This is a genomic window from Sulfolobus acidocaldarius DSM 639, assembly GCF_000012285.1.
GTDB classification, from domain to species: Archaea; Thermoproteota; Thermoprotei_A; order Sulfolobales; family Sulfolobaceae; genus Sulfolobus; species Sulfolobus acidocaldarius.
In genome coordinates this window covers 135187-159617 of the sequence record NC_007181.1, presented here as the reverse complement: position 1 = coordinate 159617, position 24431 = coordinate 135187, and the positions used below count along the sequence as shown (strand labels likewise).

Below are 24431 nucleotides of genomic sequence, written 5' to 3'. Positions count from 1 at the left end.
TTCTACTGAGATTAAAAGGGGAGTCCTTGCTCAAAGTATTATTTTCCCTTTATCGTATACCGACTCAGCAACTTCCTTATCGGGCAATATTATTGTATCCCTGTTTATGAACACCTGATCATGTATTAAAACGCCATCACCGATTATTGCCCCATCTACTCTATTCCATTTACCTAGACTTACCTCATCACCAATTACACTTTCCTTGATAAGAGAGAAATCACCTAACATCACATCATTCATCAGTATACTCTCCTCGACACAGCTACCATTCCCTATCCTGTTATTTACTCCGATTATCGAATTCCTAATACTTGAGCCTTCACCCACGGTCGTATTATCGCCTATGTAAAATGGGGGAAATAGTTCTGCTTTCTCACTTACCTTAGCACTTTGTGAGATGAACCCTTTTGGATATTTTAGTGTCAACAGTTCTAGGTTTATTCTCATATAGTCCCTGGGAACTCCTATGTCCATCCACAACCCCTTATATGGATATACTGATACACAGGTATCAGAAACCAACAATTTCGGTAAAAAGTCTCTGCTTATAGACAAGCCGTCTATCTTGTTTAATAACTCTTTTTTAAATACATATATTCCAGCATTTACTAAGTTGCTTAATGGAGTTTTGGGTTTTTCTATAATCTGAATTAATCTATGACCATCTGTTATTAATACGCCATACCTAGAGGGATCCTCCACTTGAGTAGCTGTAAGTGTTGCATTACAGCCTTTACTCTGATGATATTCTAATAATTTATTGAAATCTATCTCAGCATATATGTCTCCATAAACCACTATCACGTCATCAGATAGGTTATACTTTGAATTTATGAATTTGAGTGGACCAGCATCTCCTAGCCTACTCTCCTCTATAACGGAAACTATGTTTTTCTGTAAGTTTAACTGCTTAACATGGTCGAGAACTTTATCAGCCATGACCCTCAAGGAGAGATATATCGTATCAACGTCTGAAGATGCTAGAGAGTAGAGTGTATAGTCCATTAATGGTTTTCCTAGTACAGGAAGAAGTGCTTTAGGTTTTGTTAAGCTTAATGGTCTTAGTCTAGTTGCGTATCCACCTGCAAGAACTATAGCAGATACCATTATATAATTTAGGAAAAAACAGTAAAATAAACTTACTTATTTAGATACTTCTGTAATCTCTTTTCGGCATCGTCCCAGTTTACTACATTCCACCAGGCGTTCAGGTAGTCTCCTCTCTTGTTCTTGTACTGAAGATAATATGCATGTTCAAACTCGTCTACTATCAAGATCACTGGCAACTCCGCAATATGATTCATGAAGTGGTTCTCCACTGTCATTATCTGTAGGTTACCGGACTCGTTATCATAATATAGTACAGTCCAGCCAGATCCAGGTAAACTATTGGCTGATTCACTAAATACCTGTTTAAACCTGTCGAAGCTTCCATATTGTTTATTGATCAGGTCAGCTAAAGCACCACCAGGCTTTCCTCCTCCCTTACCAGCAGGAGCCATGTTATTCCAATATATTGCGTGTAATTTGTGACCGTTAATATTGAATGTTAAACCCCTCAATATGCCCTGTAGATCGTATTGTCCTTGAGGTAGGTCGCCCTTAATCAATTTCTCTAATCTATCTAGAAGGGAGTTTGCACCATTAACATATCCCTTATGGTGTCCGTTATAGTGGACATCTATTATATCTTTGCTGATATAGGGTTCTAATGCATCTACTTTGTATGGAAGTTGTGGAAATTCATATCTTTTTAACTGAATAACTTGGGTCATACAAACAAATAGCCAATGGTGGATTAAATATTTTGATTAGAAATAGGTTTTAACATGAAAATTATTACTATCTAACAATAACAACAAATTTATGACCTAATCATCTTAGCCTCCTTATGGATATCTCAGCGTGGTCATCTACAACGTCTCCCTTAAATAAGTATCTCGGTGCATTTCTAAGTAACTGATGCGTGCACATTATCCTATCCTTATCAGCTATTATGTTCAGTATGTCACCAGGTTTCATGTTAACCAGTACCTTTGAGATCTCCAAGATATATTCGTCGCAACTCTTTCCTCTTAAATCCAGTCTTAACTGTTGACTCATAATTATTATCACCTTTTATATACTTATGAATCTTGCCTGCTCATATAAAGCACTTTTCTTCGCCAGCTCTTCCTGTTCTTTTATCACTTTATCCCACAATTGTTTTGCATTAGACAATGTATAAACGTAAACCTCACTGATCTTCTCTAACACTTGATTATCGGAGAGAGGATGAATTCTTAGACCTACCCTGCCCACAGCCCCTCCTCTGATCATTAGCCAATGGGCAAAGACTTCCAACGGATATTTCCTCATAATCTCTTCATCACTTAGCTTTTTCCTATAGAGTAAGTAAAGTTCTCTGATGAAATTAGTAGCAATAACTCTTAACATCTTCTCTTTCCACTCGTCAACATATTTCTCCCCTTCCTTCACAATTATATTTCTGAGATATGTATAATACTCATCAGCACTTTTGTCATCAACGAGTGATAAACCTGTAACAGCCAAGACAAAGTCCTTTTGAGCCATCAAAGCATCAAAATCTCTATTTACATAAAGCCAGGCTGTAGCTGCAAACGAATTAACTACGCCAAACATCAGTTTATTTACCAATTCGTCCTTATTTACCTCCACAATAACCTTTTTATCTTGCAGTATTTTCAGGAGCTCGTCATAATCAACTACTCCAGCATACACTAGTTTACCGTCAACGAATATTGAGGGAGTTGAGATCACTCCTCTCTCGAATGCTAAAAATGGATATAGTTCTGTGTCTATTATGGTCACTTTTCCTAGAAGTTTATTTCTCTCTAGAAATTCCATTAAAATACCGCACTCAGTACAAGTCTTATGCGTAAAAATCTCTACTTTACTCATAGCTTCATTTTATTCGCATTCAAACATTTTAGATTTTTCTTCCAATAAAGGGACTCGAAACGCTTGTCCAAAAGCCATACATTACACTTGTCATTTACATCACGAATAGCCCTTCCTATAGCCTGTTTTATTGTAACTAAAGCTGGAATCTTAAACAAAAACTCCTCATTTTCCCTATTCATCTTCAATGAAACCCTTTGGGCTAAAATTTTCAAGTAATCATCAGGTGGTGGGTAAGGTATACCCACAATTACCACATCAGAAATCAAACTTCTATCATTGTTCCTTAATTCTATGCCTTCGGCTAATTTTCCTTTTCCTACACTCCCTATCAGGACTTTATTATTTGCAGATATTGCAGAGTATAGATCCTCTACTGAAGAGTCTTCACTTTCAACATACTTAGGTAATGAAATCCTAGACATAACCCTATCCATTATCTCGTATGACGGAAATACTACCAAAACATTTGCCTTAGCCTGAAAGTATATTTTTAGAAGATAGTCAGCATATCTCTTCCACATATTGTCACTTCTCATATCATACTTAGAGGTAACGTCGACACCAATGTAACACTCGTAAGAACCAGAAACCCTCTTTTGTATTTCCCTTTCTACATCAAGGTATAACATATTTCTCTTTATACCCCAAACCTTCTCCATGTATTCCCTAGGCGGTAATGTACCAGACATTAAAATTATTGACAATTCGTTATCATTAAGTAGATTTAGATAATAAGATATTTCTGGGTTTTTAATAACTAGTCTCTTAGAATATGAAAAGGGAATAAATGAGCCTATAGACAGTAGAGAGAAAAACCTCAGAATAGAACCTATATGGATTTTATTTACCTTGCCTTGCTTTAAACTGTCTTTTCTAATATCTTCATAATCATCAGCTAAGATTTCCAGTTCCTCCTTTGATAACTTAGGAACATTCTCCACTTTGATGTATTTCTCATCAGGTAAGACAACTTCTCTAAGCTGATTTAACAGTTTACTTAATATTCTTCTGCTCTCTTCACTTTTACTTTGTTTTATCGCCATTTGAATCGTAATCTCACTTAGACTCCTTTCTTCAAGCTCGTTTACCTTATCTAAGTTATGAGCCTCGTCTATGACTATCATATATTCCCTTAAATCTATATCAATAAATTCCCTATAACGATCTATAAAGAAATATGGATAAGTTAGGGCTATAACGTCTGCCTTATATAATGAATTGAGTAATGAGTAGTAGGGGCAGAATTTATCCTGAAGTCCGTCTTTCTTCAACTTCTTCACTAAGGACAATGGAGAGTCATCGGTCTTTACCTCGACTATAGAGCCTTTAAGCTCACAATATTTGCATGGAATATCTTCGCTCTCTGCTCCCTTCTCAGCGTATAAACATGATGAGGGTTTACCTACAAGAAAAGAAAAAGTGATATTTCTCTTCTCTCGAATTTTAGTTAAGTCTCTGTAGATTGGGTAAAACTCATTATGTGTTCTGACTACGAACAATACTTTCGGTTTAACCTCTAAAGAAACTAAAAGGGAAAATAGAGTCTTCCCACTACCAGTGGGAGCATTTAAGGCAACCAAAAAATTATTTCTAAGTCCTTCTATAACTTTGTCCTTTAATTTTTCTTGCCAATCCCTGAGTTTCAACATTACATTAATTCTTCAAGCTTGACTAAAACTTCATCTAACATAATGAACTTAACATAATCTTTATTAGCCAATTCAATGAAATCCTTGACTTTACCTTTCGCCTTTATAGTAGACAAAAACGAAAAAACTGATAAAACATTCACTGTCTTTTTAATATCCTCAATAATTTCACTTGCAGGTGGTCTGTTGGTTATTATTATACAGCTGACATCCGCTGATCTTGAAATATTATTAATCTCAAGGATTCTGTAATCAAGTTTCTCTAACACTTTTTCCTCAGTACTACTCATATTTTTTCACTCCTTTACCTAAGATATATTATATCTTTTTAACATTATAAACTAATTGCATATAAAGTTAGGTGGAATATATAAAAAACAATACTAGATGCTTAATATTCAGTATTAATGTTTTAATTAGCCAGCGTGTTTATAAATTTCCAGTAAGAAGATGTTAAGGATTAAGCGTTCTGAACTAAAACCAGGTGAAAAGAAAAAAGTAACCATTGGAAATGAGGAAGTAATTTTACTTTACCTGGGAGGAGGAAAGTATTACGCATTCCAAAGTAGATGCCCTCACCTGGGTTGCGACCTGTACAAAGTAGGCGTAGTGATTAGAGAAGAATTAGTATGTCAATGCCATTTCACACACTTCTCCATTAATGACGGAAGAGCAATCAAAGGAGCAACCAAGAAACCATTGAAACTATACCGCGTTCAGGTTGATGGTGAAGACATAATTGTGGAAAGTTGATTTAAGATTCTTCTCACATCCTTATAATGTAACTGCCCTTTAGCAGTTTCTTCGCCAGCATGGGCATATATCAACTTAGATCCCAGAAGAGAGAAGGCTATTCTCTCTACTCCATTAACACCCATAGGCATAACAACTGCATTATCGTAATTATCAAGAACTCTCATCAAAAGTTCCCTATAACCTCTCTTAGCTATTACAGCTATTTTTCTAAGATATGCTTCATCAAATTTATCAAAAATTTCCTTTACCTCTGTAAACTCAGGCAGATTATCGAAATAATGAATTGAAACTATCTTGTCTTTAACATTAACTTGATATCTTAATGCAAATCTTGCCTCAATATCATACATAAATTTCTCTCTTTCCATACGTCTGACAAAGTTAGCCTTAAAAGCAGGATCTATATAATTTACTCCTCCTTCGTCCTTATCCCTTAGGGTTATAATCAACTTTTCCTTGTATTTTGAGAACAAGTCTAGAATATCAACGTCAAATTTGCTAAGATAATCTAGCCTAAGTTCTACTAAGTCAACGTCGTTTATAAGCAATTCAATTCTATTTAAATCTTTTAATTCCTTGACAGGTAAGGCTACAACGAGCTTAGGTGAAATGTATATCACCACCTAAACTAATTAAGTCTAACCAGAAACTAGGATTACTCTTATTCACACATTGAGCGTTTTCAACAGTACCTCCTGTCCTCAGGGATATCACTCCTGCCATCATTGCTATTCTGTGATCATTGGGACATATTATACTACCCTCAGTTAACTTTGACGGAAATATCTTAATAAAATCTGTATCGACAACCACATTACCTGAAAAAGCCTCCAGGGTGGATTTTATTGTACTTACCCTGTCACTCTCCTTAATTCTCAATCTCTTAATTCCAGTAATTTCAGTCTCTGAGGTAGCAAAGGGTGCAATACAAGCTATAGATGGTGCAAGGTCAGGCATATCGTCCACATCCACTTTTATTCCCTTTATAATTCCGTTCCCTGAAACAATCCATGAGTTACCCTCGACTCTAGAGTCTACACCCATATTCTTAATTATTTTTACAATGCTGTGATCGCCATCGTAATATGGAGGAGAATAGAGTCCCTTAATTTGAATCTCTCCTCCAGTTATTGCAGAGGCAATAGCATAAAATGAAGCTAATGCATAGTCTCCTGGAACATCTCCTCTAAAGTCTCTAAACTCCCCCCTTTCTACCCTAATCCTGTTTCCAGTAAACTTCACACTACCACCGAGTGCATTGATCAAATCAATAGTCATATGTATATAGCTCTTAGAAGACAACGGGGGGATAATCTCGATATCCCCACCGTTCACCAAGGAGAAGGCATATATAAACCCAGAGATGTACTGACTGCTCTCATCTCCCCTTATCCTCACATAATTTTCCTTTAGTTTTCCAGTCATTGTAACTGGAAGATAATTTGATGAAAATCTTATTTGCCCCGCTAGGGCTTCCACTATCGCGGTTATAGGTCTCCTCCTTAGACTTTCATTCCCGTCTAAAACCACCTCTCCTCCCAAAACTGATAAAATAGGTATCATCATTCTTAGGGTGGTAGCAGAACCGCCAAAATTCAGGTATTGCGGTACTCTTAATTTTTCACCTTTCTTAAGGCTAAGATTATCACTCACATTTACTCCAATGTCCTTTACCACGTCTATAGCAACTTTAGTGTCCTCAGACAGGGAAAGGTTATTTAGGATAACATTAGATAGTAGCGAGTACAGTATTAGTCTTATTGCGAGGCTCTTAGACTGAGGAGCCTTTATGATCCCTGAGATTTTGGACTTATTTATTCTAGTGATCGTGGCTCAACCACCCTAGTTACTAATACCTCTCCAAAATTCGAGAAAATATCGATTACCTTACCCTCGTCTCCTGGTTTTGTTACAGCAAAAATCGACGGTCCATTACCAGATATACCAGAAGCTAATGCTCCGCCCTTTAAAGCTTGCTTTATGGGAGAAGTGTCATAACCTAATATCTCAGCCATAGCAATTCCGTTAAGCCTCATACCCGTAATTATGTCTTTTCTTGCGACATTGAATATTTCCTGGAATAGACCAGCATATCTCTTTAAATGGTTGAGATCAATTTTAACCTGTCTGTTTCCTCTAGGGAGTAAAACTACTGAGATATCAGGTGGCTCTTTTATTTCAATTAACTGGAATTCCTTATTAAAGGTGAATGTAACCCCTCCATAATATGAGGATGTAGCGTCATCATAAGCTCCAGTATAACTCACGCCTGCCTTTAGTGACAGTATTGCGGATAATTTTGGTGGATCGACATCTTTTATCTTATACCTTCTCATAATTTCAGCTATTAACGCAGTGGAAACAGCACTACTGCTTTTCAAACCTCCTTTTGGAGGAATCTCTGAGTTTATTTCAGCCTTCATACAAGGTAGGTTGTACTTTTGTCTGAAGAATTGAATTATAGTATCTATCAATATATCTTGACTCTCACAGTACTCAGTCTCACTGACTTTCACCTCTACCTTTAAGTCAATTGCCATTGATGAACCGTACCAGCCTGGCAATGCGTTTACTACTGAGATTCCTGCATAGGTTTGCATTCCTCTACATACCTCCTCCATTTCTCCTCTATAATCCTAGCTTGATCTTCACTCAATTTTACAGGTGGAATATAACCAGATCTAAGTGCATGATCCACTAACACTAAGGCAACCATTGCCTCAGCCACAGAGACACCTCTTATTGCTACCGCAGGATCATGCCTACCTATCACACGAATAGTAGACTCTTCAGAGGTACGTAAATCTACAGTTTTCTGTGGTTTTCTTATTGAACTAGTAGGCTTAAATGCACATCTCAAAACTAATTTCTCGCCATTTGAAAGACCACCTAATATACCTCCTGCCTTATTGTATCTCCATCCCAGTTTCCCATTATCCTTAATAACTATTTCATCGTTTGCCTCACTACCCTTCATTTTACTTGCTTTAAATCCTAACCCATACTCAAAACCAACAACTGCAGGTATTGAAAGTAAAGCCTTAGCTAAATCAGACTTCAGTTTATCAAAAACTGGCTCACCCAAACCTATCGGCACATTATCCGCAATAACTTCAGCAACTCCTCCCCAACTATCTCCTTCAACTGTAGCTTGTTTGATCAGTTCCTCGTACTTCTCTTCAAGCCATTTCTTACTTGCCCTTACGGGGCTGTACTTAGAACAGAATATCTCCCTGAAGGAAACATCTTCATCAAGTTCCACTGGACCCAAAGACTTCAGATGTGCACCTATCACAGTATCAGTTAACATGAGTAATTTCTTGGCTATTGCAGAGGCTGCTACTCTAGATGCGGTCTCCCTTGCACTCGATCTCCCTCCTCCCCTATAGTCCCAATTCTCATAACCGTATTTCATGATATACGGTAAGTCTGCATGTCCTGGTCTGGGTTTATGTTTAACTTCCTCATATAGTGAGGAGATCACATCATTATTTCTAATAATGATAGTTAGCGGGGCACCTGTGGTTCTACCATTATAAACCCCGCTGACAATTTCAGGCTCATCCTTCTCCCTCCTTCCGCTAACGAATTGCTTACCTGGTCTTCGAAAACTCAATTCAAACTCGATATCCTCCTTACTTATGTAAAGTCCTGCAGGAACGCCGTCCACAATCACACCTATCATTGGACCATGACTCTCTCCAAATGTCGTAATTCTAAACATCTTACCTAACGAGTTTCCTGGCATATAAGAACTTCACCACCTCTTCATCACTTAACGATTTACCAAACCAAATCCTTTCAGCCTCCATTGCCTGACGTACCAAAATCTCTAGACCATTTATTGATCTTATACCTGTTTTTTCAGCCTTTAATATAAGTGGAGTCTTTACAGGATTATAAACTAGATCTACAACAAGTTTTCCCTTTATGCATTCGTCTGGAACGTAACTAGAATTTGGAGTAGCGTTAACTATTATATCTCCAGGTTTACAGGAAGAAATTATCTTAATATCATAACCAAATTCTTTAAAATCTTTCTCTAGGGATTGAGCCCTTTCTAATGATCTATTTATTACATAAACCTCACAGCCTAATTTCAATAATGCGTATATACTAGCCCTCCCTGCACCACCAGCTCCAAAAACTGTGCATATTGAAGGTTTATCAATTAGCTTCTCCTTTATCAAATTGTAAATGGCTATGTAGTCAGTATTGTAACCATTTAGGTTATGAATAGTGTTCACAGCTCCAATGACTCTAGCCTCCTCAGAAACGCCATAGAGATACTTAACTACGTCCTCTTTATAAGGTATTGTAACATTCAAGCCGGAAGCTATATTCAATAGTCCTATTATTATGGAGTGAAATTTATCCCTTCTTACATCAAATCTCAGGTAAACTGCATTAATTCCTAACCTTTGAAATGCATAGTTATGTATAGCTGGAGATAAGGTATATGGTATGTTTTCTCCTAAGACTCCAAAAAGTTTTGTATCATTATTTATTTTAAGCATTGTTCAGCAAACCCTTTTAAAGTCTCAATTGGTACTTCAACTCTTTTCCAATCTCCTATCCTTGTGGGAAAGGGCATCAATAGTACTCCATTTCTCACTTTCTTATCCTTTGATAGTGCAAATAAAGCCTCTTTGAGGTCAATCTTAGAGGACAGCTCATCAATACTAATTGGCAAGTTGTAATGCGAAAGTATCCACACAGTATCTTCAACTACTCCTTCCTCGGAATAACCCATCTCCTCAGCTATTTTAGCCTCGCAGACCATACCCACAGATATTGCATAACCGTGAGGTATACTAAATCCTGATCCAGCTTCAATAGCATGCCCAATAGTATGACCAAAGTTCAAAACTATTCTAACTCCCTTTGTCTCCCTCTCATCTTCCTTAACCACACTCAGCTTGTCCTGTATGGATCTCTGTACAACATACTCCAACGACTCAGGGTCTTTGCTTAACACTGAATTCTTATTTAGGGCGAGGAAGTCATATAATTCTTTATCTAACACTAAACCATATTTTATGACCTCAGCTAGACCTTTCCTAACCTCCTCTGAGGGTAATGATATTAAAAACCTCAAGTCTGCAATAATTGCTCTAGGCTGATAGAAAGTTCCGATGATGTTTTTAATTCTCCCAAAATTGACTCCGTTCTTTCCACCTATTCCAGCATCAACCATTCCAAGAAGGGTGGTGGGAACATTGATTAGATTTAAGCCTCTCATATACGTGGAGGCTATAAAACCAACAGTATCCGTTACAGACCCTCCACCAATTGCAATTACATAGTCCCCTCTATCAAAACCTCCATCAAATAGAACCTTTAGGAGCTCAAGTGAATACTGGATATCCTTTGCTTCCTCTCCGTCCTTTATGGGAACAAGGGTGTATTCTCCCTCAAGATGAGGTTTAATAAAATCTATGTTCACGCTACTTGAGTAAAATATGGCTTTTTTATTTTGTATTTCTCTCAGATAACTTAATGCGTTTTCTCCAACTACTACATCTATATCCTGTTGAGAGGTAATACTCTCACTAAATCTTATCATACCTTTCTACCTAAAACATTAGCTAAAGCTCTTATCCTATTCATTAGTAGTTCAAATGAGTCTGGTGTTAATTGTTGCTCTGAATCGCTAAGTGCCTTCTCGGGATTTGGATGAACTTCAATTAATAACATATCTGCACCAGCAGCAACAGCAGCTAAAGCAAGGGAATGAACTAATTCTCTTTTACCTGCTGGGTGACTTGGATCTGCACATATGGGTAAATGAGTTTGTAATTTTGCTGCTATCATCCCTCCTATATCCATAGTGAATCTCGTAGCCTTTTCAAATGTCCTAATCCCTCTTTCACACAATACCACGTTACCATTACCCTCCAAAAGTAAATACTCAGCTGCTAGTAACCACTCATCTACCGTGTTGCCTAAACCCCTCTTCAATAATACTGGCATCCCAGATTTCCCAGCTTCCTTAAGTAAATCGAAGTTCTGACCATTCCTAGCACCGATCTGGAGCATATCAGCATACTTTTTGAACATGTCTATTTGCCTAGTATCCATTATCTCTGAAACTACAGGGAGTCCAACTTGGTCTCCTACCTTTCTGAGTATCTCTAACCCTCTCTCCCCTAGTCCTTGAAATGAATAGGGACTGGTTCTGGGCTTTAGAGCACCTCCTCTCAGAAGTTTTGCTCCAGCTCTTTTGGCAGCCTTGGCAACAGTTAATACTTGTTCCTCATCTTCAACTGCGCATGGTCCTGCAGCAACAACTAACCTGTCCCCACCTATTTCTACATCCTTGACTTTAACAATAGTGGGATCTTTTTTCCATTCATTGCTCACTAGAGGAAATTGACGCTTACTTTTAACAGCAATCTCTATACTCTCGTCCTTTATGTTTTCTACATAAGTATCAGGCCAGGTAACTACAAGTTTTTTACCGTATAGATCAAGAAACTTATATGAAGCAGACGAATTATTTAGTTTTTCTTTTAAGGAAGAGTAATTTGCGTTTTGTTTAAGAATTAGGAGCATGTTTCACTCACCTAGACTTTTCAAAACATCTTGAAGTTCTCTCATACCTAAATCTCTTACCTTATGGGCATAAGGATTATCCTTCTGAATTTCCAAAATAACGGGGAGTAAGGAGTTGATTCTATCTAATATCTTACTTATCTCTCTAAAATTCGTAGTCTGTAATTCATCTATCTTATTACCGACTTCCAACTCCTTCTTTAACGTGTTTGAGCTTCGTAACAGACCTAACATGTAGAAATGAGCCAAAACTTGGACTATAGCCATGACTTTGTCATGTTCTTCTGGAGTAGTCAAGACAGGTACTAAACCACACTTTCTCCAAAACTCTATAACCTCCTGTGTTCTCGTGGATTTCTGGGAGGGTATCACAGCTATTCTCTCCCCTACAGGATATAAAATAGGACCAAAAAGAGGATGAGTTGAAATATACTCAAAAGAGAACTGTTCAGATAGGGTCTGAAGTTTTCGAAATGTATTAGATTTAGTAGAAAAAATATCCATCACAACTTTTTCTTTAGCATATTTTAAAACACTCTCTGCATAGTCCAGTCCACTGGGACTAATCGAAAGTATAACATATTCACTCCAGTCCAGTGCACTCTTTTCTTCCATATAGACAAACTTAAATTCATTTGCAAGTCTCTCAGCCTTTCTCTTATCTCTGCCTGTAATTACCACATTATGACCAGAAAGATGAAAGAGAGATGACAAGGATCTTGCCATTCCACCATATCCTATTATTGTAACTCTTCTCTTCTTCGAGTCTTTAACTTGAAACATCTTTGAGTAGGAAATTAGGTTAGTGAGAACAGATGAGACTAAAGATTCTGGAATTCCTAGCCTTCTACCCTTCTCAGTCCAATATTCCTTAACATATTCCTCCCTCTTCTCATCCGTAACGTTAAAACCCATCTTACCTTTAATCTCTCCTATCATAGAAGAAACTTGGAGCCTTTTTGCGATTAAATTTAAAATTTGACTATCTATCTCCTCTATTTCTTTTCTCAACTCTTCTAGTTCATTCATTTCAACAACTCCATTACAGAACTTATTATCGATTTGTAATTTATTCCGTAAAAGTCCAGTAAGTCTCTCTGACTCCTCGCACTCCTTCCAAAACCAGTAGCCCCTACAAACCTCATAGGAACCGGGTATCTCTTAACCACCACCTCAGACACTGCAGAGCCTATGCCTCCATAGATACTATGCTCCTCAATAGTGACAATCCTTCCTGTTTTTCTAGCATAATATTCTATGGTCTGCTCATCGATTGGTTTTATTGATAATAGGTTGATCACTGACGCACTTATTCCCTTCTTTTCAAGTTCCTCTGCAGCCCTTAATGCGTCCCAAAGGACTACTCCCGCACCCATTATTGCAACGTCATCTCCTTCCTTAAGCACGTAAGCTTTGCCTAACTTGAAATCATATTCTAAACCATCAGTGATTGACGGTGAATACTCCCTTCCGACTCTATAGTATAATGGTCCTCTTAGTTCTTCCATTATCACGGGAAAACTTCTCCTTATATCTGCTGGGTCTGCAGGTATTATTACCTTCATATTGGGTAATACTCTCATTAAGGATATATCTTCTAAGCATTGATGACTTGATCCGTCACCACTATCACTATACCCTGAATGCGTAACCACAAACTTCACATCCAAGTTCATCCTAGCTACAGCATTCCTAATCTGCTCCCATGCTCTCATTAAAAACATTGCAAAATCAACTACAACTGGCTTAAATCCAGTTGCTGAAAGACCTGCTGCAAAGTCTATCATGTCCTGCTCTGAGATACCAACATTAAAGTACCTGTCAGGAAATTTCTCCTTGAAATAGGATGCTCTGCTTGAGTCGCCCACATCAGCAGTTATTACCACTATGTCCTTTAGCTTCTCTCCCATTTCCACTAGTAATTTGCCGAATGTATCACGCATTGAGTAGATATTTCCTTGCATCATCAGGACTCGACCTCTGTTTTTTGGTATTTTCTATAACTGGAAAACCTTTGCCTCTAACCGTGTTCGCAAATATCACAACTGGTGCTTTAGCCTTTATTGCTTCATCTATTGTGGAGATAAGGCTTATGAAATCATGTCCATCACAATTGAGCACTTTCCAGCCTACTGACCTCCATACATCTGGCAGAAATTCCTTTGGTTTTACACTACCAGTGGAATCGTCTAACTGGAACCCATTAATCTCTATAAACGCAATTAAATTGTCTAATTTTCTTGCAACTGCATGTGTCATTGCCTCCCATACTTGACCTTCATCCTGTTCACCGTCTCCCATAACCACGTAAACTCTGCCAGATCCTCCTCTCATTTTAATTCCTTGTGCAACACCGATTCCGAAACTTAATCCTTGACCAAGGCTTCCTGTTGACATATCAACACCAGGTATGAATGTCTCTGGATGTCCTTGCAACATTCCTGAGATATCTTGAATCTTCCACAGGTCATCATCACTAACTAACCCCCTTTCTGACATTATGGCATAGAGCGCTGGAGCTGCATGACCTTTACTTAATATAAACCAGTCTCTATTTATAGGGTCTTTTCCATCCTTTACGTACCTATAAAATAAAGTTGTCAATATTTCTATACTACTTAGAGAAGAACCCACATGTATTGTTTGATCGTAGAATAACATTCTTATTACTTTTCTTCTAGCTCTTTCTGCTATTTCCTTTAACTTATTCAATTCTTCTAGAGATATTGGAATTCCATCACGCTCACCCATTGGCGCAAAATCTAGCCCCCAACAGAATTTATACTACTCAGTTATAAGCTTTATAGTGACTAAGCTAATGGAAAGATATGCTAGACAATTACTTGTATTGGGACTTGGAGTTCAGGAAAAGATAAGCCAGCTTAAAATAGCAATAGTAGGCTGTGGAGCCTTAGGTACTACTCTAGCCGAACTATTAGCCAGACTGGGCGTGGGAAAAATCAAGCTTATCGATGCTGATATAGTGGAGGTAACCAATCTTCACAGAACTCACTTGTTCGAGGAGAGTGATATTGGGAAACCTAAAGCTACTGTATGTGCAGAAAAAATAAGGAAAATTAACTCAGGAATTAAAGTTGAGGTCGTTAATGATATAATAGATTCAAATAATGCCGAAGAGATGCTCAAGGATAGTGATTATATATTTGATGCACTGGATAATTTGTACTACAGATTTTTGCTAAATGATGTAGCAGTGAAACTGAGAATTCCACTAGTTTACGGCGGGGTAATGGGAGAGTACTCTTCGGTAATGCTGATAGTACCTAGAGAAGGACCCTGTTTAAGATGCTTTATGAACTACGACGAACATGAGAACGAAGTAAATGCGTGTGAAACTATAGGAACACTTGATACGGTAATTTCCATAACTGCTTCCCTTCAGGTTCAGTTAATGTTAAACCACCTGAGAAACCAAGCTAATTTACACTCTTTGTACTATTTAGACACCAGAGAGCTTAGGATAGACAATGTGAAAATAAGTAAGAACGATAAATGCCCTACATGTTCCTTAGAAAGGTTTGACTTTCTAGATGGAAGAATGAAACAACCCTCATGCGGATTGAGCAGATTAGACATAGAAAGTCATGAGTTTCTAGTTAGAGATGAAGAAAACGGAAATCTAGTAATTTGTTACCCCAGTGGAAAATGCTTTAAAAAGTCTAATAGATAATCTAGTTGTGGAAAGAAAATTAGTAATAGTTGCTGTTCTGCCTATTGCAGTGATCATTGGATATGCCCTTATATTCAAAATTGATCTCATCGATGTATTTCTATCTATGGATCCAGTTTTTGTTGTACTTTTTTTCCTATCTTATATTACGCAATGCCTCATATTAGCGTATAGAGATTCAATGATTTCTAAGGTAAACTTCTTCACTTCCTTTAAGGCAAGATTGTTCGGTAATGGAATAAGCCTCATTATTCCTGGCGCAGCAGGACCCGATTTAGCTAGAGCTATACTATACACAAAAAAAGGTATCTCATTGGACAAAGCATTTTCAATCTCGCTAATAGAGTCCTTTTTTGATGTCACAGTAGTTTCAGTGATGTTCTTAATATTATTTTGGCTTAGGTTCTCTCCACTATTAACTATATTCGTTTTCGTTGCTTTTTTTAACGTAGCAATGTGGATAGCAGGCTTTGGTTACGTTTATGGAACCTCTCACGAAACGTTGAACAGGCTAGAACAAAAGATATTCACATTTAAGTACATTAAGCCTTTGGAAAGAGCTTACTTAGATAGTAAGTGGCTTATTAAAGATAGACTTTCTAACGTGAAAATGGCGTCCTTTTACTCTGCTTTGACCGTTATAGGTTATATATTACAGTCCTTACCATTTTATCTCATATTTAGTTCTTATCTTAAATCTATAATAATAAACATTACTTACCAAGTATCCTTATTAGTACCTATTCCCTCTGCAGCAGGAGCCGCAGAATTAGCCCTTACCGCAATTATCCCTCCCAGTTTAGTCCTAGTTGTAAGAATACTTGAACTAATAGCTTATTCGTTAGGGCTAATTTTTGTAAATGATATAAAATTCTCGGAGCTAAGAGAGAAGGTGAAGGAAGTTTGGAAAGTTTCTTAAATGAGCCCTCCAAGGAGGAACTTAGAAACTTAGTTAGTGAGATAATATCCTATCCTAAGCCTTTATGCGTGAAATCATCTTATACAATTGACTCTTTAATAGCGTCCTTTCTATTAGGAAAATATGCTCATTCAAGTTTCATGTTGACATTTAACTCAGAGTGTCCAGTAAAGTTAGAACAAAACTCAAACGGAGATAGACTAATAAAATTTAAAGATAAAACATACTTCCTAGGAAGCACATCCTTTTCATCTATATTCCCCTTATCTTCTGAGGACTTACTTCCAATGATTATAGGTATTGTGTCGTCATTAATAGTTGAAAGACGGGAACTTACTAATGTGGAGAAGAGCGTGATCGAAGACATGAAAAATTTAGGAGTTTCAGTAGAGAAGAACCTTAAGATCCCTAACTATAAAAACTTGCCTCTATTCTTCTCCCTTACCATATCCTTTGATCCCTATATACCAGGAATGAGTGGAAACAGGGAAGGCACAATAAAAGCCTTGAAGGAGATAGGAATTAACGAAACTGAGAGACTAGAGGAAATCAATGAGACAAAGCTAAACACATTGCTTTACAAAATAACTAATAGCGTAATTAAAGTAAATCCGAAATTTTCTAGAAATGATCTGATCACGGATAGGATTTTGTACATGGATTATGATTCGCTAGAGCTAGCCTTTTCCGCTATGTATTTCCTTGATTTGAAAGGTGTAGGGGAGCTTTTTCAGGTAGTTATGACACCTAGTTACAGTGAGACCTTAATTACAAGATTCAGAGACGAGATGGCAAGAGGATATAGAGTTGACAGTATAGTGGACTTTAGTAGGTATTATCTTATAAGCACTGACCTGAAGTCGCCGTTGCTTGCGTATATTATCTACTCTCAACAAGGTAAAGTTAAGAGGGACAAGCCTGTTGTACTTAAAAATGGCGAAATAATGTATACAAGTAGATATTTTATGCCTTATTCCTCAAAAGAGGGATTGATAAAAGTTGAAAATAAAGATTTCAGTTAAGATTTCCACTGAAGCTAGTAAAATCATTATGAAAAGCTTAGAAGTGGATAACGTAGATTTACCCAGAGATATGCAAATAAATCTTCATTCAGACAAAGAGAGTTTAACACTAGAAGTTGAAATGCCTATTAAGGATCCTAGGGATGTTTTGACCCTAAGAAATACTATTGACGAGATTCTACAACACATTAATGCGATTGAGAAGACATTAAAAGAGGTAGGAAAGAGCAGTAGTTAAGATTTTAAACTTTGTCATATACATCTACATATGCCATTAAGACCAGGAAGATGTTACAGGAAGTTTTCAGGTCCAGCTTATACTAGAAGAGAATATATACCAGGTATTCCAATGCCTAAGATTACAAAATTCGTAATGGGAAATGTTAATGGAGATTATGATTATGAGTTAAGACTAATAACTACTGAGAAAGGGCAGATAAGACACAACGCATTAGAGGCTGCACGTGTAATTGCATTAAAGTATTTATCGAAGAAATTAGCCTCTGAGCAGAACTTTGCTTTAGTTGTAACTAAATATCCACATCATGTAATAAGGGAAAACAAAATGATGGCTTTCGCAGGAGCAGATAGATTGCAAGACGGTATGAGACTGTCATTTGGAAAGCCGATAGGTACTGCTGCCAGGCTAGAGAAGTTAGGAGAGCTTGTGATGTATGTAAGAGTAAAGAAAGAACACTTGGAGGCTGCAAAAGAAGCCCTAAAAATAGCCTCATCGAAGTTGCCCATTAGAACTAAAATCGAGATATCAGCTTTGAATAAAGAGGCAGCAGCTCAGTGAGTTATGATTTTGAAGTAGATAAGATAATTGAAGAAATACGTAAAAGAAGTGCTAAGAAAGTTCTGCTCCAATTCCCTGAAGGTATAAAACCTTTTTCTATAGGTCTTCTGGAAAGATTAAGAGAAACAGCAAAGGATATAGAGTTCGTAATCTCCTCAGATGCTAGCTGGGGAGCTTGTGATGTCGCTGAAGACGAGGCTAGAACATTAGGAGTAGACTTAATTATACATTTTGGACATACTCCTTATACTTGGTATTACCCTAAATTTCCAACATTGTTCATTGAATTGAAAAGTAAGTTAAATGTAGAGGAGGAGCAAATAGAGAAACTTATTCAATACATTAACGAGAAGTATAATCCAAGAACAGTTTCGTTATCGTCGACAATCCAACACTCTCACCTACTTCCAAAGATTAAAGAAAAGATGCAGTCACAGTTTAACGTTATTATTGGTAAACCCTCGTCTCCATTCATGCACGATGGACAGATATTAGGTTGCGATTATAAGGCAGTAGTGAACTCAAGTGCAGACGTTTATGTAAACGTTTCAGGGGGAGTGTTTCACGCTTTAGGTGTAGGTCTGACGACAAGGAAACCAATAGTCAAATTAGATCCTTATACAAGTAAAAATGAAGATCTTACAGATGAAGTTTATAGGATTCTCAAGATCAGATACGGAAAAATAATGAAAGCCTTAGACTCGAGAAATTGGGCTATAATACAGGGAGTTAAGACAGGGCAAAATAGACCTTTAATGGTGAAATATCTTCAAAAGAAACTGGAGGAAAAGGGGTACAAGGTTTTCATAATAACTAATAGAAGCCTTAACGTTGATGCCCTCAGAAATATAGATAACCCTGAAATAGATAGTTTCATAGTTACCTCCTGCCCTAGACTGCCCATAGATGATCTTTTTGAATATGAAAAGCCTGTTCTCACACCGGGAGAAGCAAAAATGATAATTTTTAGTAAGTTGGATGAGTATATATTTCCGTGGTGAAGAAACTTGAAGAATCAAGGAGAATTGCTTTTGCCAGGAGAGGAACTGAGTGTAATTGAGGAGTTCACAACCGGTGAAGGAACTTATGAGTTTAATGGTACCGTTTACTCAAGCGTTGTAGGTAAAGCTTTCTATGATATGATAAACAGGAAAGTTAACTCCATTGGATTCAAAAAACCGGGTATTCTATCACTAAAGAAGAGTAAATATGTTCTTGGAATAGTGGTAGGAATTAAAGAGGATTCAGCTATAATTAACATTCAGAGTTTAGAGGATAAGTCATTAGTAACTACCCTGAGCGGTTACATACACATCTCACAAATATCTAGCAAGTATCTGAACACTATTTCAGATGCCATGAGAGTTGGTGATATCATAAGAGCTAAACCAATAAACTACATTATTCCGGTTCCTTTAACGATCAAACAGAGAGACTTGGGAGTGATCTCTGCTAAGTGCTCAATCTGTGGAAGTCCCTTACAGAGGCAAGACGAAGAACATTTAAAATGCCCAGACTGTGGAAATATTGAGACAAGAAAACTGGCATTTACGGTGAAGAAAGGTGGAAATTAAAGTAATAAAAGAGGAACAAAATTATTTAGAATTACAAATAGACGGAGAGGAACACACAATAGGCAACTTACTTAAGGGAATGCTTTTGAAGGTACCAGGAGTGAAATTTGCTGCCTATTCCTTGCCTCATCCACTTATAACTAGTATAACGATTAAGATCTTGACCGATGGAAGTATATCAGCAAGGGAGGCATTAATTAAAGCAATAGAGTTGGCTGAAAACTATGCCAATCTATTCATAGATGAAGTGAAAAAAATTTGAAAAAAGAAACAAGGAAAGCAGTTATCGCTAATCAGGATGACCTTTACGCTTTATGCATATTCAGAGGAAAGATACTCGAAAAAATAATATTTGAAGAGAACGAGAAGAAGCTTAAAGAGAGCTTTGAAAATTCTCCAGTTAAAGATGAAGTAAAGATCTTTGTAGATAGTGGAGAGGAAAAAGATACATGCATAACGATAGTTAAAGCTATAAAAAGAAAAGTAAATAAACTCGTTAGCACTTAAACTATTATTATGCCCGGTGAGACGTCATGAAGTTCTGTCCAAAATGTGGTTCTATGATGATGCCTAGAAAGGAGAATGGTAAAACCGTATACAAATGCTCTAAATGCGGATATATAGACACGGAGAATCAGAAAGAAGCTAAAATAACAACTGTGATTAAGCACTCTGCAAAGGAAAAGACACTTGTGTTAGAAAGTGATATGCCAAAAACAGGAGTGCAATTAACTAGAGGAATATCCTGTCCTTCTTGCGGAAATGATGAAGCGTACTTTTGGATACTACAAACAAGGAGTGCTGATGAACCAGCTACAAGATTTTATAAATGCACTAAGTGCGGTAAGGTATGGCGTGAATATGAATAATGAGGAGAGAAAAATATTTTAATCATATCTAGGAAATGAATTCTGGTAATTGGACCCGTAGCTCAGCCAGGACAGAGCGCCGGCCTTCTAGTCGGCGCTGAGAGGTTAGCCGGTGGTCCCGGGTTCAAATCCCGGCGGGTCCGCTGTACCCACCATATTACCTTTTATGTTTTTACCTTGCGGATGTAAAGATTTTAAGATACATGTCGATCACTAATAAAATTAAAGAAGGAGTGAACTAGAACTTTAACTATATTCCTCTAGTCATAAAAAATTAATCAAACTAAAATAACGCCCCACATGAGTTTGAGATGGTCAAAGTTTTATGGTAAGGATTGAAAAATATCCTCGATGTAAAACTTATTTTCTTTCCGTGAGTATACAGGCGGTGCTAATTGACCCAACTGTCATTAATAGCATTCCTAAATAAGGAGGAAACTCTGGTGATGCTATCCTTACAATACCCAATAATCCACTTACGAAAACGAATACACCTAGTAATACAACTATTATAGATACTGACGCTTTAACAAGTTTATCCATTATTTTTATTCCCCTCTTAAGAATTTACTTAAATCTCAAACTTTTTAAATTTTACCATTTTAAAATCATCTATCTACTTTTACTTTAATTTTATAATAAAAGGAAACGTACTTCACCAAAATTATTTTTAACTCAGAAATTAATAATATGCTATGGTAGACGAGGAGAAAGTAATAGAAGAAGTATTAAGGAAATATAAAAATATTGCAACTATAGGATTTTCCAAGGATCCGTCAAAGCCCGCTCATGAAGTTCCCAGATTCTTAATAAGTAAAGGATATAACGTAATTCCCGTAAACCCTACAGTTAATGAGATACTCGGAAGAAAAAGCTACAAATCAATTCTCGATATACCAGAGAAAATAGAAGTGGTTGAAGTATTTAGACCTTCAAGTGAGGTCCCAAAAATAGTTGATGAAGTGTTGGAGAGAGTGAAGATGAAAGGAGATGTTAAAGTGATATGGCTGCAAGAAGGGATTAGACATGATGAAGCAGCTGAGAAGGCTAGGAAAGCAGGTTTAGTAGTTATTCAGGACAGATGTATGTATAAAGAATATGTCAAGAAAATAGGTAGCTAAAATCAAATTTTATTTGATTTATTATTTTTTCGAACTTTCATGTAAAATCAATTATTAACATTCTTGAGTTTAGAATTAGATACGGAAAAGTTTGGATTAGATATTTAAAGTATTTCAATATATGAACACTCGTGAATGTATCAGTTATTGCAGCTGCTATAGGTATAATACTTTCCATATCAATTGCAGCTCTAGTTATATACATAACTACACCATCAGAATTTAAATTTCAGCCTACAACCTACTATACGACTACCGATAAAAGTCAAAATATAACGCAGACACAAACTGCGGAGAAGCCTAATGTGGTTAGACCCTATATAATTCAATTGAACAACACTAAGATTAACACTAGTAACACACTAAGTTTGCTGGGTCTAATTGCGAATAGTAGTATTTTACAAAAGCTGAACTCCAGCCTATATCTTGGGCTCACTAACCAAAATGAAGTAAATAATATGAGTCCCTTAAACTCTAGTTTACTTTTCTACACATATCCTAATCTTATAGTCGCACACCCCGATTCTGTCACTTATTTCTACTTATACTGCCAGTGCTCAAACAACAATACATTAATATATACATATAATATGACAGGATGGGTAGAAGTGGTCCATGACCAGTATTTAGGCATGAAGGGAGACATACAAATCTACAACGTAACTCTTAAAATACTTAACGTAAAGCCCGTAACTATTATTCTACTCCCTGTCTACGACGTATATAACTACCAAGTACAATACATAACACTCATTATAACACCTAAAGGTTAAAAAGAAGATAGGAAAAAGAATATTCCCATATTACTTGAATCGAAATAAGTTATGTATACATTGTCCTTGCTTGTTCCCTCATGAAGGAAAGTAAATAGTAAGGTCCTCCAGCATTTTTACCTGTCCATCCTGAATGTTTCCAGCCTCCAAATGGCTGTACTCCTGGCATTGCTCCAGTAGTAGCTCCTACCATTCTATTTGCATAGACTACACCAGCTTCAATCTTGTTAAAGAAATATTCTATCTCTTTCTGATCCTCTGAGAATATTCCGGCAGTTAATCCATATTCAACATCATTTGCTAATTTAACCCCTTCCTCAAGACTACCGATTTTAGTAACTAGAATTATAGGTACAAATAACTCAGTCTTCCATAACCAATGAGATAGAGGTAAATTGGATACTATGGTTGGTTTAACCAACCGTCTCTTCACATCTATAACTTCTCCACCGTACAGAATCTCTCCCCCTCCCTTCTTAGCTTCCTCTACAAACTTAACATACTTTGATACCGCATCAGAATTTATTAATGGACCGAGAAATGTCTCCTTCTTTGTAGGGTCTCCTATAATCGCCTCTTTGGTCCTATTCACTAACTTGTTCAGAAACGTATCATAAACATTAGTTTCAACATAAATTCTTGAGCTCGCACTACACTTTTGCCCTCCAAAACCAAACGCACCTCTAAATACGCCTTCCACAGCCTTGTCTATATTTGCCTTATCGGTAACTATGACAGCATTCTTACCACCTAGCTCCATGACTATAGGTCTAGTGTCTACATCAAGAAAATCCTTTGCGAGTTTATGCCCAACATCCTTTGATCCTGTGAAAGCTAGACCAGCTATTCTCTTGCTCTTTAGAGCTGGAGTAACGATTTCGCTTCCTTTCCCAGTCAAATAATTTACCACACCATCAGGTAACCCTGCTCTTCTCAGAATCTGTATTAGGTTGTAGGCTGATAACGGTGTATCTGACGAAGGCTTTACAATAGCTGTATTACCAGTCAACACTGAGCCTAAAGTCATGGTAGCAGTTATTGCTAAAGGAAAATTAAACGGTGAGACTACAAACCATGTACCATAAGGTCTCATTACGCTATATCCTTTCTCGTTCTTGTAAATTCTTGACTCCATTTCCCTGATATATCCCCTATTCTCCTCTAACAAATAGGCGTAGTACCTAAGATAATCTATTGTCTCGTCGACTTCAGCCATGGCTTCATACCTATTTTTACCATTTTCAAAGGTAATTGTGGCTGCCAGAGCGAATTTGTGTCTTGCCATTAACTCAGCAGCTCTCATAGCAATCTCTACCCTGTCTTTCCAGTCTGAATATTGCCACTCCTTATAGGCATTTTCTGCAGTTTCTATGGCTTCGTTAAGCTCATTCTCAGTTGCTTTCTGGAATATTCCTAACCTTAAATCAGAATTAAAGGAGACCGTGACAATTATTTTTTCATTAGTCCTTATCTCCCTTTTACCTATAATTAATGGATATTCCTTTCCTATTCCCGATGATAATTCATTTACAGCCTTGTCGAATTCCTTGTGAAATTCCTCTTCTCTCCCTTCTTCTAAGTACTTCTGATACGTTCTCTCGTTTACAAATGCCATGATTAATATATATGACGGTCTATATTTATATTTTAGCGGATATAGTTCTTTAAAGATATAGTAATAAAAAAGACAAAATTAGAATTCACGCTTATATTGAACTATCCTGGTAAAGTACTAGCATTGATAACACAAGATTTTTGGCTAATCGTTATATACT

General features: G+C 37.0%; 31 protein-coding genes and 1 tRNA gene. 14 read left to right on the top strand and 18 right to left on the bottom strand.

Features of this window, described 5'->3' with window-relative positions; all coding sequences use genetic code 11:
- Positions 1-30: 30 nt before the first annotated feature.
- The 6 genes from SACI_RS00945 to SACI_RS00920 all read right to left on the bottom strand — a co-directional run bounded on the left by SACI_RS00945 (position 31) and on the right by SACI_RS00920 (position 4867).
- Complete coding sequence (locus SACI_RS00945) at positions 31-1110, bottom strand: nucleotidyltransferase family protein (protein WP_011277116.1); 1080 nt, start codon at positions 1108-1110, stop codon at positions 31-33.
- Between the two features lie 32 nt (positions 1111-1142).
- Positions 1143-1778 (bottom strand): superoxide dismutase, encoded by a 636-nt coding sequence (locus SACI_RS00940; protein ID WP_011277115.1) that lies wholly within the window; start codon positions 1776-1778, stop codon positions 1143-1145.
- Between the two features lie 100 nt (positions 1779-1878).
- Positions 1879-2106, bottom strand: coding sequence for a sulfurtransferase TusA family protein (locus tag SACI_RS00935; RefSeq protein ID WP_011277114.1), 228 nt, complete (start codon positions 2104-2106; stop codon positions 1879-1881).
- A 15-nt stretch (positions 2107-2121) separates the two neighbouring features.
- Positions 2122-2925 carry a thioredoxin family protein gene (locus SACI_RS00930; protein WP_011277113.1) on the bottom strand — a complete coding sequence of 268 codons (804 nt, stop codon included), beginning with the start codon at positions 2923-2925 and terminating at the stop codon, positions 2122-2124.
- Entirely contained in the window at positions 2922-4577 is a 1656-nt protein-coding gene (locus tag SACI_RS00925; protein ID WP_011277112.1) for an ATP-dependent DNA helicase, read from the bottom strand. The genes SACI_RS00930 and SACI_RS00925 overlap by 4 nt, the downstream gene beginning before the upstream one ends.
- The gene (locus SACI_RS00920; RefSeq protein WP_011277111.1) at positions 4577-4867 is read right to left on the bottom strand and encodes a hypothetical protein; all 291 of its coding nucleotides are present in this window, start codon (positions 4865-4867) and stop codon (positions 4577-4579) included. Before SACI_RS00920 ends, SACI_RS00925 begins: the two co-directional genes overlap by 1 nt.
- Before the next feature lie 160 nt (positions 4868-5027).
- Here SACI_RS00920 and SACI_RS00915 point away from each other — a divergent pair, with 160 nt between their 5' ends.
- Positions 5028-5330 carry a Rieske (2Fe-2S) protein gene (locus SACI_RS00915; protein ID WP_011277110.1) on the top strand — a complete coding sequence of 101 codons (303 nt, stop codon included), beginning with the start codon at positions 5028-5030 and terminating at the stop codon, positions 5328-5330.
- On the opposite strand, the gene SACI_RS00910 is transcribed toward SACI_RS00915, so the two are convergent.
- Genes SACI_RS00910 through SACI_RS00865 form a run of 10 tightly spaced genes read right to left on the bottom strand, consistent with a single transcriptional unit; the run spans position 5294 to position 14639 of the window.
- On the bottom strand, positions 5294-5953 hold the full coding sequence (locus SACI_RS00910) for a type I 3-dehydroquinate dehydratase (protein WP_011277109.1): 660 nt from the start codon (positions 5951-5953) through the stop codon (positions 5294-5296). The genes SACI_RS00915 and SACI_RS00910 overlap by 37 nt on opposite strands.
- Positions 5934-7160, bottom strand: a complete 1227-nt coding sequence (aroA, locus tag SACI_RS00905; RefSeq protein ID WP_176586672.1) for a 3-phosphoshikimate 1-carboxyvinyltransferase — start codon at positions 7158-7160, stop codon at positions 5934-5936. The genes SACI_RS00910 and aroA overlap by 20 nt, the downstream gene beginning before the upstream one ends.
- The gene (locus tag SACI_RS00900; protein WP_015385380.1) at positions 7148-7933 is read right to left on the bottom strand and encodes a shikimate kinase; all 786 of its coding nucleotides are present in this window, start codon (positions 7931-7933) and stop codon (positions 7148-7150) included. Before SACI_RS00900 ends, aroA begins: the two co-directional genes overlap by 13 nt.
- Entirely contained in the window at positions 7906-9081 is a 1176-nt protein-coding gene (gene aroC, locus SACI_RS00895; RefSeq protein ID WP_011277106.1) for a chorismate synthase, read from the bottom strand. Before aroC ends, SACI_RS00900 begins: the two co-directional genes overlap by 28 nt.
- Entirely contained in the window at positions 9059-9850 is a 792-nt protein-coding gene (locus tag SACI_RS00890) for a shikimate dehydrogenase family protein (protein ID WP_011277105.1), read from the bottom strand. Before SACI_RS00890 ends, aroC begins: the two co-directional genes overlap by 23 nt.
- Complete coding sequence (gene aroB, locus SACI_RS00885) at positions 9838-10899, bottom strand: 3-dehydroquinate synthase (protein WP_011277104.1); 1062 nt, start codon at positions 10897-10899, stop codon at positions 9838-9840. The genes SACI_RS00890 and aroB overlap by 13 nt, the downstream gene beginning before the upstream one ends.
- The gene (gene aroF, locus SACI_RS00880) at positions 10896-11888 is read right to left on the bottom strand and encodes a 3-deoxy-7-phosphoheptulonate synthase (protein WP_011277103.1); all 993 of its coding nucleotides are present in this window, start codon (positions 11886-11888) and stop codon (positions 10896-10898) included. The genes aroB and aroF overlap by 4 nt, the downstream gene beginning before the upstream one ends.
- A 3-nt stretch (positions 11889-11891) precedes the next feature.
- Positions 11892-12917, bottom strand: coding sequence for a chorismate mutase (locus SACI_RS00875; protein ID WP_011277102.1), 1026 nt, complete (start codon positions 12915-12917; stop codon positions 11892-11894).
- Entirely contained in the window at positions 12914-13855 is a 942-nt protein-coding gene (locus SACI_RS00870) for a transketolase family protein (RefSeq protein ID WP_015385379.1), read from the bottom strand. The genes SACI_RS00875 and SACI_RS00870 overlap by 4 nt, the downstream gene beginning before the upstream one ends.
- Positions 13824-14639, bottom strand: coding sequence for a transketolase (locus SACI_RS00865; RefSeq protein WP_011277100.1), 816 nt, complete (start codon positions 14637-14639; stop codon positions 13824-13826). Before SACI_RS00865 ends, SACI_RS00870 begins: the two co-directional genes overlap by 32 nt.
- 67 nt (positions 14640-14706) lie before the next feature.
- Here SACI_RS00865 and SACI_RS00860 point away from each other — a divergent pair, with 67 nt between their 5' ends.
- The 11 genes from SACI_RS00860 to SACI_RS00810 all read left to right on the top strand — a co-directional run bounded on the left by SACI_RS00860 (position 14707) and on the right by SACI_RS00810 (position 20905).
- Positions 14707-15579, top strand: a complete 873-nt coding sequence (locus SACI_RS00860) for a HesA/MoeB/ThiF family protein (protein ID WP_011277099.1) — start codon at positions 14707-14709, stop codon at positions 15577-15579.
- 7 nt (positions 15580-15586) lie between these two features.
- Positions 15587-16498: a lysylphosphatidylglycerol synthase transmembrane domain-containing protein gene (locus SACI_RS00855; protein ID WP_011277098.1), complete on the top strand. Its 912-nt coding sequence runs from the start codon at positions 15587-15589 to the stop codon at positions 16496-16498.
- Positions 16483-17520 (top strand): hypothetical protein, encoded by a 1038-nt coding sequence (locus SACI_RS00850; RefSeq protein ID WP_011277097.1) that lies wholly within the window; start codon positions 16483-16485, stop codon positions 17518-17520. Before SACI_RS00855 ends, SACI_RS00850 begins: the two co-directional genes overlap by 16 nt.
- Positions 17498-17758, top strand: coding sequence for a KEOPS complex subunit Pcc1 (locus tag SACI_RS00845; RefSeq protein ID WP_015385377.1), 261 nt, complete (start codon positions 17498-17500; stop codon positions 17756-17758). The genes SACI_RS00850 and SACI_RS00845 overlap by 23 nt, the downstream gene beginning before the upstream one ends.
- A gap of 30 nt (positions 17759-17788) precedes the next feature.
- The gene (locus SACI_RS00840; protein ID WP_011277096.1) at positions 17789-18319 is read left to right on the top strand and encodes a 50S ribosomal protein L16; all 531 of its coding nucleotides are present in this window, start codon (positions 17789-17791) and stop codon (positions 18317-18319) included.
- Positions 18316-19320 carry a diphthamide biosynthesis enzyme Dph2 gene (gene dph2, locus SACI_RS00835; RefSeq protein WP_011277095.1) on the top strand — a complete coding sequence of 335 codons (1005 nt, stop codon included), beginning with the start codon at positions 18316-18318 and terminating at the stop codon, positions 19318-19320. The genes SACI_RS00840 and dph2 overlap by 4 nt, the downstream gene beginning before the upstream one ends.
- 6 nt (positions 19321-19326) lie before the next feature.
- The gene (locus SACI_RS00830; protein WP_015385376.1) at positions 19327-19893 is read left to right on the top strand and encodes an exosome complex RNA-binding protein Csl4; all 567 of its coding nucleotides are present in this window, start codon (positions 19327-19329) and stop codon (positions 19891-19893) included.
- Entirely contained in the window at positions 19883-20155 is a 273-nt protein-coding gene (locus SACI_RS00825) for a DNA-directed RNA polymerase subunit L (RefSeq protein ID WP_011277093.1), read from the top strand. Before SACI_RS00830 ends, SACI_RS00825 begins: the two co-directional genes overlap by 11 nt.
- Positions 20152-20400, top strand: a complete 249-nt coding sequence (locus SACI_RS00820) for a hypothetical protein (protein WP_011277092.1) — start codon at positions 20152-20154, stop codon at positions 20398-20400. The genes SACI_RS00825 and SACI_RS00820 overlap by 4 nt, the downstream gene beginning before the upstream one ends.
- Before the next feature lie 26 nt (positions 20401-20426).
- Positions 20427-20762, top strand: a complete 336-nt coding sequence (locus tag SACI_RS00815) for a transcription factor S (protein ID WP_015385375.1) — start codon at positions 20427-20429, stop codon at positions 20760-20762.
- 51 nt (positions 20763-20813) lie between these two features.
- A tRNA-Arg gene (locus tag SACI_RS00810) sits at positions 20814-20905 on the top strand.
- Between the two features lie 217 nt (positions 20906-21122).
- Here SACI_RS00810 and SACI_RS00805 read toward each other — a convergent pair.
- Positions 21123-21305 (bottom strand): hypothetical protein, encoded by a 183-nt coding sequence (locus SACI_RS00805; protein ID WP_011277090.1) that lies wholly within the window; start codon positions 21303-21305, stop codon positions 21123-21125.
- A 152-nt stretch (positions 21306-21457) separates the two neighbouring features.
- Between SACI_RS00805 and SACI_RS00800 the strand changes: the two genes are divergently transcribed.
- Both SACI_RS00800 and SACI_RS00795 read left to right on the top strand, forming a co-directional pair.
- On the top strand, positions 21458-21883 hold the full coding sequence (locus SACI_RS00800; protein WP_011277089.1) for a CoA-binding protein: 426 nt from the start codon (positions 21458-21460) through the stop codon (positions 21881-21883).
- 131 nt (positions 21884-22014) lie between these two features.
- Positions 22015-22656: a hypothetical protein gene (locus tag SACI_RS00795; protein ID WP_011277088.1), complete on the top strand. Its 642-nt coding sequence runs from the start codon at positions 22015-22017 to the stop codon at positions 22654-22656.
- A 49-nt stretch (positions 22657-22705) separates the two neighbouring features.
- Here SACI_RS00795 and SACI_RS00790 read toward each other — a convergent pair whose 3' ends face one another.
- The gene (locus SACI_RS00790; RefSeq protein ID WP_011277087.1) at positions 22706-24271 is read right to left on the bottom strand and encodes an aldehyde dehydrogenase family protein; all 1566 of its coding nucleotides are present in this window, start codon (positions 24269-24271) and stop codon (positions 22706-22708) included.
- Positions 24272-24431: the final 160 nt, after the last annotated feature.

What these genes read in the sequence shown, in the direction of transcription:
- SACI_RS00860 (WP_011277099.1), top strand. Translation starts at nt 14,707, where the DNA reads ATGGAAAGATATGCTAGACAATTACTTGTATTGGGACTTGGAGTTCAG.
- SACI_RS00930 (WP_011277113.1), bottom strand. Translation starts at nt 2,925, where the DNA reads ATGAGTAAAGTAGAGATTTTTACGCATAAGACTTGTACTGAGTGCGGT.
- SACI_RS00870 (WP_015385379.1), bottom strand. Translation starts at nt 13,855, where the DNA reads ATGATGCAAGGAAATATCTACTCAATGCGTGATACATTCGGCAAATTA.
- SACI_RS00805 (WP_011277090.1), bottom strand. Translation starts at nt 21,305, where the DNA reads ATGGATAAACTTGTTAAAGCGTCAGTATCTATAATAGTTGTATTACTA.
- aroB (WP_011277104.1), bottom strand. Translation starts at nt 10,899, where the DNA reads ATGATAAGATTTAGTGAGAGTATTACCTCTCAACAGGATATAGATGTA.
- aroC (WP_011277106.1), bottom strand. Translation starts at nt 9,081, where the DNA reads ATGCCAGGAAACTCGTTAGGTAAGATGTTTAGAATTACGACATTTGGA.
- SACI_RS00865 (WP_011277100.1), bottom strand. Translation starts at nt 14,639, where the DNA reads ATGGGTGAGCGTGATGGAATTCCAATATCTCTAGAAGAATTGAATAAG.
- SACI_RS00800 (WP_011277089.1), top strand. Translation starts at nt 21,458, where the DNA reads ATGGTAGACGAGGAGAAAGTAATAGAAGAAGTATTAAGGAAATATAAA.
- SACI_RS00900 (WP_015385380.1), bottom strand. Translation starts at nt 7,933, where the DNA reads ATGCAAACCTATGCAGGAATCTCAGTAGTAAACGCATTGCCAGGCTGG.
- SACI_RS00875 (WP_011277102.1), bottom strand. Translation starts at nt 12,917, where the DNA reads ATGAATGAACTAGAAGAGTTGAGAAAAGAAATAGAGGAGATAGATAGT.
- SACI_RS00915 (WP_011277110.1), top strand. Translation starts at nt 5,028, where the DNA reads ATGTTAAGGATTAAGCGTTCTGAACTAAAACCAGGTGAAAAGAAAAAA.
- SACI_RS00815 (WP_015385375.1), top strand. Translation starts at nt 20,427, where the DNA reads ATGAAGTTCTGTCCAAAATGTGGTTCTATGATGATGCCTAGAAAGGAG.
- SACI_RS00920 (WP_011277111.1), bottom strand. Translation starts at nt 4,867, where the DNA reads ATGAGTAGTACTGAGGAAAAAGTGTTAGAGAAACTTGATTACAGAATC.
- SACI_RS00940 (WP_011277115.1), bottom strand. Translation starts at nt 1,778, where the DNA reads ATGACCCAAGTTATTCAGTTAAAAAGATATGAATTTCCACAACTTCCA.
- SACI_RS00935 (WP_011277114.1), bottom strand. Translation starts at nt 2,106, where the DNA reads ATGAGTCAACAGTTAAGACTGGATTTAAGAGGAAAGAGTTGCGACGAA.
- aroF (WP_011277103.1), bottom strand. Translation starts at nt 11,888, where the DNA reads ATGCTCCTAATTCTTAAACAAAACGCAAATTACTCTTCCTTAAAAGAA.
- SACI_RS00945 (WP_011277116.1), bottom strand. Translation starts at nt 1,110, where the DNA reads ATGGTATCTGCTATAGTTCTTGCAGGTGGATACGCAACTAGACTAAGA.
- SACI_RS00790 (WP_011277087.1), bottom strand. Translation starts at nt 24,271, where the DNA reads ATGGCATTTGTAAACGAGAGAACGTATCAGAAGTACTTAGAAGAAGGG.
- SACI_RS00890 (WP_011277105.1), bottom strand. Translation starts at nt 9,850, where the DNA reads ATGCTTAAAATAAATAATGATACAAAACTTTTTGGAGTCTTAGGAGAA.
- SACI_RS00925 (WP_011277112.1), bottom strand. Translation starts at nt 4,577, where the DNA reads ATGTTGAAACTCAGGGATTGGCAAGAAAAATTAAAGGACAAAGTTATA.
- SACI_RS00840 (WP_011277096.1), top strand. Translation starts at nt 17,789, where the DNA reads ATGCCATTAAGACCAGGAAGATGTTACAGGAAGTTTTCAGGTCCAGCT.